We start from the raw sequence: 10,598 nt of genomic DNA on the forward strand, positions 1-10,598 counted from the left end.
ATTTCGGTTTCTCAAATCGATTAATTCCATCCTATTCCAATCGACCAAAATCATTTCACATTCTTCACCTAAACTATATAAAACTTACCAATCATATTTTCAAGCATTTCACATGATAATGTTACTTCTGTACAAACTAAGTCAGCATCATTAAAAACTGCCAAATTATAGTCTCCGGCCTTCATTGCGCTTCGATATTCTACCGCATGGAAACCTAATGACTTAATATACTCACAAAGATATTGGGTAGGCAAGTAATCAAGGTTTACATCCTGCTTCCGAACGGTTTTGGCAACTCTTCTTCGAGTTTTAGTAAATAAGGATACCATTTTTCATAGATGTATAATTAAAACGTTAAACATTTGATTCATTTATAATTATAATGTTTTATGTACTTTATCTTTCAATTGGACTTGCATTTATGGAAAATGCTTTTTATATTCAGTAATTGTTTATTAACCAAATCATAATAATTATGAAGAAAACATTATTAACATTCTTCTTTTTTTGCTCAATTATTATTTTTAATAGCTGCAAAAAAGAACCATCTCTATCAGTAAAAGAAAACAACAAGATTGACGAAATATCCAACAATTTGGTCAATAGTGAAACATTTGCAAGCTCCTTAGACAGTATTGTTGTAAACACTATGATAATATTTAAGGAACTGAACAAGTCAGGTGGGGTTGCCCTGGTGAAAGATTACGTTAATCTTTCGAAACTTAACCCTAGTTATAATGATCTTAATGAATTCTATTTAAAGAATAATTTGGATGCTGAAAAGTTTTTATCATTAAATGCTAAAAATCTAGCAAATGTTTTGGTGATTATGAATAAACACCCTGAATTAACGCAAGAAAATGCCGAAATACAATCAGACGTGTTCTATAACATATCCGCTAGATTAAGGACAAATCATGAATTATCTGGCACTAAAATAGCACGATTGATGGGTAAAAAACTGAATCCATTTAAAGATGATACAAAAAGAATCGGTTTGCGAGCATCGGGGGATGATTCTACTACACCTGACACTGACCCCTCCCAGCCCCCAGCAGATATGACCTGGCAAGATGTCGGAGCATGTGCATTGGAGGCCGTAGGAGGTGCAATTGTTGGATCATTTAAACTTTTTAAACAACTACATGGTGTTATTACTGGCTATAATCTCGGATATCAAGGGATTGTGAATGTTGCGACCTCTGCGTTTAGAACCGCCGTAGGAAGTAATGCTGCAGGAATGGCAATAACATTTGGAATTTGCTTAGCTAGAGAGTATTTTTTCGGAAGCGAAGTAACAGCACCTCCAACTGATTGGGCAGACTTTGGTGATCCCGGAGATGAAGGCGCAGAAACACCACCAGCTAATTAAATATTTAATTAAAGAAACTGAGTTATCAAACTACTATACTTCTCATGAAGGTAAAATACACATTTACAATTATTTATTATGGCATTTTAATTATGCTTCTTCATAAAAGTAATCAAAATGTCATCATAATTTCAGCTTATATTTTATTGATAAGTCCTCTTTTAGACACAATAAAAACTGTATTGAATTTAGATTTTAACATTCGTCATAAAAAGGGTGAAGAGTTTATTATCGAGGAAACTAAAAGAAACAAAGGTTCATATGTTTTTGAATTAATATTACTAATTTTTTCTTTGCTACTCTTTGTATTAATTACTTGGTATACTTTAACTTATAAAATTCCTATTGCTGAATAAAAAAATTAAATAGATATATTCAGTTTTAGATTTTTACTATAAAAACGTAAACATCTATATGAGAATAAGGCTGTTATGAAGTTACAACAGCCTTATTCTCTTTCAATTAAGTTATTTTAAAGTATAACAGCAGTATTGTAGGCGATACTAAATATCATCATTGATTCCAACAGATGCTTCATTAACGGCGCTAGAACGCCATCATTGGGAGACAAACTTTTACCTTCGTAAAGACCTTGCATGGCTTCTGCCTTGAAGCGCTCAAAACGGCGAAGCCCTCTTGAGTTCCTTTAAAAGCAAACACTAACGAAAAATCGAATGGGGCTTTTCTTTCATGACCGTGTCGTTTGAATAATTGAATAATAGTCTTATTGAATTATTCCCCTGGCACGACAGTTTGCGTTACAGTTTCGGCAGATTGCGTGAAATCATGAATATTTTCGGAATGACAGTATCTGGATTTTCGTATCCGACACCGATCTGCTCATGTTGTACCACTATTTCGTAAACTAGTGCATCAATTCATCAAATATTAATATCAGGCTCACGAATATTCCAGATCAACCCACTCTTCGATAACGACATCCTTCTTTTATTAAAAAGTTCTTCCATGATCATCCACACCTGATCTGTCAACGTAAAATATTTTTTAGTGCTTAAATCATCTATAGTTAGAAACCCAGTAACAGAGAAGTTGTCAATGGTTAATACTCCATTTTCAATATCTAGGAATAATTTTCTATCCGTTGAATAATCCAGAGTAATATTCTTTAGAACCTCACTCTTATTGGTAACCTCAGAAGCATATTTTAGCAGATATGGCTTTAAGCTAACTTCTCTTCCAGAAGCATCACGAAGTTTAAATAAATAGGCAGCACCTGTCAACGGATCAAAATGAATAGTTTTATCACCAAAGGTTATACTGGTTATATTAGCACGAGTGCGTGTAATGTTTAGACAGATATCCAAAGTTCCAAACTCTATTTCCTTATTGTAATCCGCATCACTTTCTCCGGCTTCCCAAAGCTTAACTAGCTTTATACCCTTATGCTGTCTATAACGGAGGTCACCGGGCCAGTTAATTCGGTTTGATTTGCCAATTATTTCGGAAGTCGCTGGGCCAAAAAATCTCCTTAATTTCGGAGGTCATTGGGCCATTCGCACTTAGAAACGGAGGTCATTGGGCCACTTTCCCTTAAACTGCTTAAGTTGCTGTTGTATAAATATATCACAGCAGCATGGCAGGACAACGGAAAGACAAAATGGAACTTAGAACACTGATCCTTCTTAAGAAAAAAGGACTTAGTAACCGTAAGGTTGCCCAGATGATGAACATCAACCGTAAAACGGTAGATAGCTATATTAGTCGGTTTAATTTACTGGAATTGGATCACTCCGAACTGTTGGGCATGGATGATGCCGAGCTTCACGACCTTTTCACAGAAGAAGACCAGACAGAAAAGAAACGTTACGAAACCCTATCCTCTGAGTTCAGTAAAATACAGAATGAACTCAAACGCCCTGGAGCGACGCTACGGACCATATGGCACAACTATCTCCTTGAATATCCAGATGGATATCGCTATACACAGTTTACAACCCATTACAGAAAATGGCGGGGTCAGGTCAAAGCCTCAGGAAAGCTGGAACATAGAGCGGGGCAAAAGCTTTTTGTAGACTTTACAGGTAAAAAGATGTCGTATGTTGACCGGATCACCGGTGAAGTTATTCCCGTGGAAATCTTCGTAGCCGTTTACCCCTGCAGTCAATATACGTTTGTAAAAGCCGTTGCCAGCCAAAAGCGTGAAGACTTTATCGACTGTCTTGAGAGCTGCCTTAGGTGGTCAGGCGGTGTGCCCCAGGCTATTGTATCCGACAACCTGAAATCAGCTGTTAGTAAGGGCTCTAAATATGCTCCTGAAATCAACAAGACACTTGCAGACTTTGCTCTCTTCCATAACTGTGTAGTTGATCCTGCAAGGCCATATCACCCACAGGATAAAGCACTTGTAGAGCGTAGCGTAACATTGGTTTATCAGCGTATCTTTTACCCACTGGATAAGCAGACCTTCTTTAGTCTGAAAGAGCTCAATGTGGCCATAGCGGAGCAGTTGGTGCTATACAATGACTACCTTTTCTCACATGGGGGGGCAACCAGAAGAAGCCAGTTCATTGATCTGGAAAAAGAATATCTGACCCCGCTTCCTGTATCAACATATAACCTGAGGTATTTCAGACGGGCGAAAGTGCAGAAGATATCCCATGTCTACCTGAGTGTAGATCGAAACTACTACAGTGTACCTCACCGTTATATCGGACATTACGTCGAAGTCCAATACAACAATGAAACAGTAGAAGTCTTCTATAACTTTCAACGTATCGCCAAGCATCAGAGAAGCTTTCGTCCAGGAAATTATGCCACCATAGGGGATCATATGCCTTCTTCGCACNNTGTTGGGCCATATGCACAGGAATATATCCGCAAACTGATCGGGCAGTACAATTACCCCGAATTGGGCTACAAGCAGGCTCAGGGAATACTTTCTTTTGTTAAAACATATGGTACTTCTCGCGTTGAAAATGCATGTAAAAGAGCACTTTCTCATCACAAATCATCCTATCAAACAATACATAATATCCTAAAAAACAGACTTGATACCCTCGAAGAAGGTTTGGAGCAACAGACTTTCCACATTCCTGTACATGAAAATCTACGGGATACCTCAATCTACAGATAGTATAAAACAATAACAATATGAACGAAAACACAACAATTGAAAAAATGCGCAAGATGCGTATGATGACCATGGCTGAACTCTATCGCAGTAGCCTAAGTGATAATCTTTATCGTGAAATGAGTTTGGATGACTTTATGGCGACCATCATCGATGCCGAATGGGAAGCCAGACAGAATAAGAATATTGATAATCTGATCTACAGGGCTTCTTTCAAGGAAAAGGCCTCCGCCACAGATATTGACTACAATCCTTCCAGGGGCCTTGACAGAAATATGTTTGAAAGACTGCTTTCACTGGGCTTTATAAACCGCCGGGAGAACATTGTCCTGACAGGCCCTGCTGGCTGCGGAAAAAGCTTCCTCGCACAGTGCATAGGTATCAAAGCCTGTCAGATGCTGTTCAGGACACTATATCTCAATACGGGTAGGTTCTTTGATATGGTGAAAATTGCCAGACTGGATGGAACTTACCATAAATTGCTCAAAAAGCTCGAAAGAGCGGAATTACTTATACTTGATGACTTTGGACTCACTTCCATAGATCAGCAGGCAAGGACGGCACTATTGGATATCATAGAAGATCGCTATAATAGTGCCTCACTGATAATAGCTACTCAGATACCCGTAGAAAAATGGCATGGACTGATAGGCGAAAGTACTATTGCCGATGCCATTCTGGACAGGGTTACTTTCTCCTCGCATAGAGTCGAACTGACAGGCGAATCCTATCGTAGAAAAAAGAAATTGGAATCTTAATTGAATTGCATATTATTGTAATCGGAAAGTGGCCCATTGACTAGCGAAATAATTGGCCCAGTATCACCGAAATAGACAGGTGGGAATATTTCCTCAGATTGGAACAGATAAGAATACAATAAAGAAGCTAATAATAGTGTAATCTCACCCTAACTAGCTATATTCAAAACTAAATAATTCCAATCGAATTTATTGTTATTATCTCGTTGGAAGGTTGGGAAATTCTCCTGTTTCCCATATTTCATTAAAAATTCTACAGGTGTAAGTTGCCCTAGCGAAGAATGTGGTCTGACATTATTATACATCCATGCCCAGGCATTGGCGTATTTTCTGATCGCAGTGAGGTTTTCAAACATATAACTGTCCAAGACATCCTGTCTGAATGTTCTATTGAACCTTTCGATAAGACTATTTTGGGTCGGTTTGCCCGGTTGGATGAAATGCCATTCAATGCCGTTTTGGGAACACCATTCCTGTAATACCTCCGCAAGAAACTCAGGGCCATTGTCCGATCGTATGCATTCCGGTTTTCCTCGCCATTCTACAAGTTTTTCTAGTTCTCTGACCACTCTGACTGCAGGAAGGCTGGTGTCTACCGTAATAGATAATGCCTCCCGATTAAAATCATCTATTATATTCAGTGTCCGAATGCTCTTGCCCATAGATAGTGTATCGTGCATAAAATCAAGACTCCATGTAATATTTGGCCCAATTGGGCATAATAGCGGAGCTTTTACTCGTGCTGGTAAACGTTTCTTGCGCTTGTTGCGCAGATTTAGCCGCATCGCAGTGTAAATACGATATACCCGTTTGTGATTCCACATAAACTGTAGCTTCCTAAAACGATGGTACATCATCCAAAATCCCCAAGTACGATGAAGATCCGCAAGGATGGATAATTGCTCTATTACCTCACTGTCATCGCTGCGCTTGGCTTGGTAATAATAAACCGATGTGCTGATATTAAATAACTTACAGGCCTGACGAAGACTGGTTCCAAACTCCTCTCGCGAGTAGCCAACAAGCTCACGCTTCTCGACAGGCCCTAGAGCTTTTTTTCGATAACATCTTTTAAAACCGTAATCTGCAGAGCTTGTTGGGCAACTATCTTTTTATATTGAGCCAGCTCTCGTTCCATATCTTTCATTTGTTTGAGCTGAGAAGCCTCCATTCCAGAGTATTTACTTTTCCACGAATAAAATGTTCCCTGACTGATCCCATGCTCGCGACAGATGTCAGATACCGATTGACCTGATTCCTGAAGTGATAAGATCTTAATGATCTGTGGCTCGCTGAATTTACTTTTTTTCATTGTCCCTAATTTATAAAACTACATTAATAATCGTAGCTATTTTTAGGGGAGATTACAGAATGTAAAACGGGTTCTTGGCTTTAAGATTTAGAGTGAACTACCATTTCTCCGCATTTCCTAGCCGAATTGAATACGCACTCAGCATCACCACTTATGTTTTAAACTTACTTCTTTTCGATGACAAATGCTTTCAACTCCGCTATTTTCCCATTCTCGAATCGCCATATATCACAGTAATCAAAATATTCGTATCTCCCAGTCTTGTTTTTTAATCTGATTTCCCCAGTAACCATAACAAAATTGTCCTCTTCGATAGCCTTTTCCACGTTGAAAACAGGTGGTTCCCGATAGAACTCTTTCATATAAGCTCGGACTTCTTCTTTCCCATTAAGGGTACGTTCTCCTACGAATACCCATTTGGTGTCCGAGGTACAGTAATCTAGAAAACTTTCATAATCGCCATTTGATACAAATTCATTGGCTTTGTGCAGGATTGTCGTGTTATTCATTTTTGTATGTTGTTTTAAATGATTGTTCTTTGTCTGGGCGCTAAAATTGGATGTGACAAGAAATAGTGCCATAATGATTAACGATTTTTTCATAATAAAATTAAACCGATAAGATGGCTTAAAGCTTTAAAAGTTCTCTTCAATAATTTGTATTCCGAATTCTGATAAACGGCTTATAATGTTCTCCGATAAGATCATAGTTTCAGGAAGATAAAGACCTCCGGTTTTCTGTCCATATTGTCCTTTAAGACCTAAGATCTTCTCAGCAATTAAATATACACCGACAGCAGTAAGATGAGAATTTCCTTTAGGACCGGAGACTATGGTTCGAAGTTTCTTCCTTTGGCCTGATAATGAGAGACCCTCCATCTCAATATATAAATCGTGTGATGCTGTCAAACCTCTATTGCTACCAATCGATTCCCCGACAGCGAAATCAAATCGAATATCGTGAGCACTCGTAAAAGCGGCGATACTGGGAACATCCAAAGCACTCATGGGATGACCTATTACCAATGAATCATCGTAAAGATTAAGCACTCTTGTATTTTCTTTTGAATCGACATACAGCCAATTTCCATCCTGGCGGATCAATGCCTGACCTACAAAACCGGTGACCTCTTCTGCAACTAGTGGTCCCACAGGATCCTTTTCATCATATAATCCTGCAGTTTCGACACGCGTGATTCGGCTAAATCGAGAAGACAATTCCCTTACAACAAGTGTCAGTAGTCCCGCCTGCCAATGCCCAGCAAATACTATAGGTGCAGAAATTGTTTTATGCAAACTGAGAAATGCCGTAGTAGAAATCTGATTAGCCAATTCGCTAACAGTTATACAGGCAATGCCGTTCAATATAGCAGATTCCCTTAAAATATTGCTGTGGTCATCCAACGCTGATATTATAAGGTCAATTTTTCGAAACTCGGCTAAAGTAAATCCTTCCTCCAGATTGATATAGGCAGTTTCGGCGGGAGTTAATTCTTTGGCCAGCTGTTCACCTTTCTGGGGATTTCTACCCGCAAGAATAAGTTCAATGGTGCTATCTGCTTCTCTAATTATACGTGCGACGTTGGTCCCTACCTGTCCGTAACCGCCAACAATCAAAATTCTTTTTTTCTGTGATTCCATAATAAAATATATATCAATAATTTTAGGTCAAATGACCTAATACAAATATAGGTCATTTGACCTAAATAAAAAAATATTTTAATATTTATTGTTAAATTTACCAGATGGACAAAAAAGAAGAGCGGTTAAATCAGATCTTATCGACAACAATAACTTTACTTATCAAGGAAGGAGCGGAAAACCTATCTATGAGGAAAGTAGCAAAAAATGCTAATTTGTCTCTGAGTAATCTACAGTACTACTACAAGGATAAAGATCTTCTTTTGATTGCCACAGTGGAATTTTACTTTGAAAGTTGCAAGAAAGAACTCACTAAAGCCATCAAACTTTTAACAGCCGAGAATATGCCAGATAAAGATGTTTTCTTGGAAAAGGTATTGAGTATGTTACTCATTGATGGCAGATCCAATCATCAAACTTTGATGTTTCAAGAGATATGGACTTTAGCATCCAGAAATAAGGAACTGCAAAACGCTGTGGAAACCTATTATAAAACGTACTGCTTGTGGATGATAGATCTAGTTGCTGCATTTTGCAGCAAGCCTGAGGAGATCGTAAGTTTTCTAATTCCATTTGTAGAAGGCTATACCATTGTAAATAATGTTATTCCTTTGACCAAGGAAAAAGTAATTGAGATGATGGTAAAACTTATCTCAATCATTGAGAGGTAGATTAATGAATTCTATTAACTATCCAACATAGAACTTTATGGTAGTAATCTTGCATCCACCCAAGAATTTTTGAAGAATACGAATTTTTGATAAGATTCTGAGTAGCATCTTGACAAATTTTTTATAGGGTATACTTTTGCTTTCTATAAAACTATAAGCATGAGCGATTCTATATCCATAAAACCTAAGCGCGTTACGGTTCGTCGCAGCAAAGAAGAAATTTTATCTTTACTCAGGGTGTATGACCAGGTCAGTGATCATGTAGAACCAGATGTGTTCTGTCGATCCCGCAACATCTCTTCCGGGACATTCTATACCTGGCGTAAACTTGAGCGTAAAAATGGTAAGTATTCCGGAAAGCCAAAGAGTTATGGTCAATTTCTGGAACTTCCGATAGTACAGCAGATCCGGTTATAAGACTTGCTGATTCCAGTCCTGTCCTTTTTGCCAGTATTGCTATTAATGGTAAAACAATCTGTTTCCATCAGGCCATTTCTGTGGAATATATCCGTTTACTTTTAGGACTTTGAAATGAATGCATCCACTGACCCCAAATATTTTGTTTACCCTTTTTGTGTTGACGGGCGTAAAAGTTTCAATGGACTCTGTGGCATTATACGGAAGGAACTCAGGCGGGATCCCGCCTGCGGAGATGTATTTGTTTTTCTGGCAGCTTCGATGAGCAGCATCAAGCTTTTGTTTTGGGATCATGGTGGCTTTGTGATCTATAACAAGAAAATGGATAGAGGCCGGTTTGAGATGCCTCCACTGCGCGTAGATGGACAAGGGTATTATATCAGCGAAATCCAACTTTTACAGATTGTCCGAGGCGTGGTCTTCCAACAGGAAAAATCAGGTACGGTTCATAACAGAAAACCGCTGCCACAATTGGAAGAATAAGCTAAAAAAATGATAAAACAGAGCTTTTAAAACTTGTGATAAAGTACAGAAACCACTATCTTATACACTTATAAAAACGCATCCAGAGCTTGCAGGTTACTGGATCCGCTCTACCAATTGCTACAAAAAGAGGCCCTGAAGAGCGATTATCTGATGGACGAAACTACCGTGCGGGTAATGGACAAAAATAAGAAGGGAAAAACACACCGGGGGTACTTTTGGACGATACAATCTCCCGTAACAAACCTGACATTCTTTGAATACCATAGCGGACGTGGTCAGGAAATCCAAAAAAAAATATTGCGGAACTACAAGGGCTATCTCCAAAGTGATGGATATGTCGGGTATCAGAGCTTACATGACAATAAAAACATCATGCTTATGTGCTGTATGTCCCACGTACGAAGGTATTTCAGTGATGCAATAACGAATGGCCCCGACAGGACTGAATATGCTATGGAGCTATTCAGTTAGACTATACAATCTGGAACGCGACATCAAAGATCTCAATGCAGAGGAACACCTTTCGATCAGACAGCAGAGCGAAAAACCTATATGGATGGAATTCGGGCGTTGGCTACAACAGGACATACCTGAGCTGAATGAAATAAGTGACATCTATAAGGCTTTTGCCTATACCATGAGCAGGTTCAAAAAACTGGCGGTGTATATGGAAGATCTTACCAAGGTAGCATTCATACCTGTCAAGAATCTTCAAAACTTCTAACCTCATCCTTACTAAGCCATCGAAAGGTGGCTGGCTCATCTGATAGTACCTCAATTGCATTGTCTAAATTGTAAATAACAAAATGTTCGATATTTTTCCTTTCTAAAATGTCATAACTTCCCTCAAT

14 protein-coding genes are annotated in these 10,598 nt (G+C 38.6%); 9 read left to right on the forward strand and 5 right to left on the reverse strand.

Going from position 1 to position 10,598, the window contains the following annotated elements; genetic code table 11:
* Positions 1–68 precede the first annotated feature (68 nt).
* A complete protein-coding gene (locus B4G94_RS28130) occupies positions 69–329 on the reverse strand; it encodes an RES family NAD+ phosphorylase (protein ID WP_376786674.1) in 261 nt (86 codons plus the stop codon).
* A gap of 146 nt (positions 330–475) precedes the next feature.
* On the opposite strand from B4G94_RS28130, the gene B4G94_RS20110 reads away from it, so the two are divergent.
* The gene (locus B4G94_RS20110; RefSeq protein WP_286861421.1) at positions 476–1,372 is read left to right on the forward strand and encodes a hypothetical protein; all 897 of its coding nucleotides are present in this window, start codon (positions 476–478) and stop codon (positions 1,370–1,372) included.
* Positions 1,373–1,416: 44 nt separating this feature from the next.
* Positions 1,417–1,728: a hypothetical protein gene (locus tag B4G94_RS20115; RefSeq protein ID WP_286861423.1), complete on the forward strand. Its 312-nt coding sequence runs from the start codon at positions 1,417–1,419 to the stop codon at positions 1,726–1,728.
* Positions 1,729–2,253: 525 nt separating this feature from the next.
* On the opposite strand, the gene B4G94_RS20120 is transcribed toward B4G94_RS20115, so the two are convergent.
* Positions 2,254–2,697 carry a hypothetical protein gene (locus tag B4G94_RS20120; protein ID WP_286861425.1) on the reverse strand — a complete coding sequence of 148 codons (444 nt, stop codon included), beginning with the start codon at positions 2,695–2,697 and terminating at the stop codon, positions 2,254–2,256.
* A gap of 293 nt (positions 2,698–2,990) precedes the next feature.
* On the opposite strand from B4G94_RS20120, the gene istA reads away from it, so the two are divergent.
* Both istA and istB read left to right on the forward strand, forming a co-directional pair.
* On the forward strand, positions 2,991–4,466 hold the full coding sequence (istA, locus tag B4G94_RS20125) for an IS21 family transposase (RefSeq protein ID WP_422663710.1): 1,476 nt from the start codon (positions 2,991–2,993) through the stop codon (positions 4,464–4,466).
* 17 nt (positions 4,467–4,483) lie between these two features.
* A complete protein-coding gene (gene istB / locus B4G94_RS20130) occupies positions 4,484–5,221 on the forward strand; it encodes an IS21-like element helper ATPase IstB (RefSeq protein ID WP_286861430.1) in 738 nt (245 codons plus the stop codon).
* Between the two features lie 149 nt (positions 5,222–5,370).
* Here istB and B4G94_RS20135 read toward each other — a convergent pair.
* The 3 genes from B4G94_RS20135 to B4G94_RS20145 form a co-directional block, all read right to left on the reverse strand.
* Positions 5,371–6,533 (reverse strand): IS3 family transposase gene (locus tag B4G94_RS20135; RefSeq protein ID WP_286861433.1). Its coding sequence is split into 2 segments (ribosomal slippage): positions 5,371–6,281 and positions 6,281–6,533, totalling 1,164 coding nucleotides; the frame shifts between segments, so codons are not numbered across the junction.
* 164 nt (positions 6,534–6,697) lie between these two features.
* Positions 6,698–7,042, reverse strand: a complete 345-nt coding sequence (locus tag B4G94_RS20140) for a nuclear transport factor 2 family protein (protein ID WP_286861436.1) — start codon at positions 7,040–7,042, stop codon at positions 6,698–6,700.
* A 126-nt stretch (positions 7,043–7,168) separates the two neighbouring features.
* Positions 7,169–8,173 (reverse strand): hypothetical protein, encoded by a 1,005-nt coding sequence (locus B4G94_RS20145; protein WP_286861439.1) that lies wholly within the window; start codon positions 8,171–8,173, stop codon positions 7,169–7,171.
* 104 nt (positions 8,174–8,277) lie between these two features.
* Between B4G94_RS20145 and B4G94_RS20150 the strand changes: the two genes are divergently transcribed.
* The 5 genes from B4G94_RS20150 to B4G94_RS20170 all read left to right on the forward strand — a co-directional run bounded on the left by B4G94_RS20150 (position 8,278) and on the right by B4G94_RS20170 (position 10,471).
* Complete coding sequence (locus B4G94_RS20150) at positions 8,278–8,844, forward strand: TetR/AcrR family transcriptional regulator (RefSeq protein WP_286861442.1); 567 nt, start codon at positions 8,278–8,280, stop codon at positions 8,842–8,844.
* A 159-nt stretch (positions 8,845–9,003) separates the two neighbouring features.
* The gene (locus tag B4G94_RS20155) at positions 9,004–9,261 is read left to right on the forward strand and encodes a hypothetical protein (RefSeq protein ID WP_286861445.1); all 258 of its coding nucleotides are present in this window, start codon (positions 9,004–9,006) and stop codon (positions 9,259–9,261) included.
* Positions 9,262–9,375: 114 nt separating this feature from the next.
* Positions 9,376–9,744, forward strand: coding sequence for an IS66 family insertion sequence element accessory protein TnpB (gene tnpB / locus B4G94_RS20160; RefSeq protein ID WP_286861447.1), 369 nt, complete (start codon positions 9,376–9,378; stop codon positions 9,742–9,744).
* A gap of 117 nt (positions 9,745–9,861) precedes the next feature.
* Positions 9,862–10,218 carry an IS66 family transposase gene (locus B4G94_RS20165; RefSeq protein WP_286861449.1) on the forward strand — a complete coding sequence of 119 codons (357 nt, stop codon included), beginning with the start codon at positions 9,862–9,864 and terminating at the stop codon, positions 10,216–10,218.
* Positions 10,196–10,471: an IS66 family transposase gene (locus B4G94_RS20170; RefSeq protein ID WP_286861451.1), complete on the forward strand. Its 276-nt coding sequence runs from the start codon at positions 10,196–10,198 to the stop codon at positions 10,469–10,471. The genes B4G94_RS20165 and B4G94_RS20170 overlap by 23 nt, the downstream gene beginning before the upstream one ends.
* Positions 10,472–10,598 lie beyond the last annotated feature (127 nt).

It is taken from the genome of Sphingobacterium sp. UBA7625 (assembly GCF_002484085.1).
Classification (GTDB): domain Bacteria; phylum Bacteroidota; class Bacteroidia; order Sphingobacteriales; family Sphingobacteriaceae; genus Sphingobacterium; species Sphingobacterium athyrii.

What these genes read in the sequence shown, in the direction of transcription:
- tnpB (WP_286861447.1), top strand. Translation starts at nt 9,376, where the DNA reads ATGAATGCATCCACTGACCCCAAATATTTTGTTTACCCTTTTTGTGTT.
- B4G94_RS20150 (WP_286861442.1), top strand. Translation starts at nt 8,278, where the DNA reads ATGGACAAAAAAGAAGAGCGGTTAAATCAGATCTTATCGACAACAATA.
- istB (WP_286861430.1), top strand. Translation starts at nt 4,484, where the DNA reads ATGAACGAAAACACAACAATTGAAAAAATGCGCAAGATGCGTATGATG.
- B4G94_RS20140 (WP_286861436.1), bottom strand. Translation starts at nt 7,042, where the DNA reads ATGAATAACACGACAATCCTGCACAAAGCCAATGAATTTGTATCAAAT.
- B4G94_RS20170 (WP_286861451.1), top strand. Translation starts at nt 10,196, where the DNA reads ATGCTATGGAGCTATTCAGTTAGACTATACAATCTGGAACGCGACATC.
- B4G94_RS20155 (WP_286861445.1), top strand. Translation starts at nt 9,004, where the DNA reads ATGAGCGATTCTATATCCATAAAACCTAAGCGCGTTACGGTTCGTCGC.
- B4G94_RS20145 (WP_286861439.1), bottom strand. Translation starts at nt 8,173, where the DNA reads ATGGAATCACAGAAAAAAAGAATTTTGATTGTTGGCGGTTACGGACAG.
- B4G94_RS20110 (WP_286861421.1), top strand. Translation starts at nt 476, where the DNA reads ATGAAGAAAACATTATTAACATTCTTCTTTTTTTGCTCAATTATTATT.
- B4G94_RS28130 (WP_376786674.1), bottom strand. Translation starts at nt 329, where the DNA reads ATGGTATCCTTATTTACTAAAACTCGAAGAAGAGTTGCCAAAACCGTT.
- B4G94_RS20115 (WP_286861423.1), top strand. Translation starts at nt 1,417, where the DNA reads ATGAAGGTAAAATACACATTTACAATTATTTATTATGGCATTTTAATT.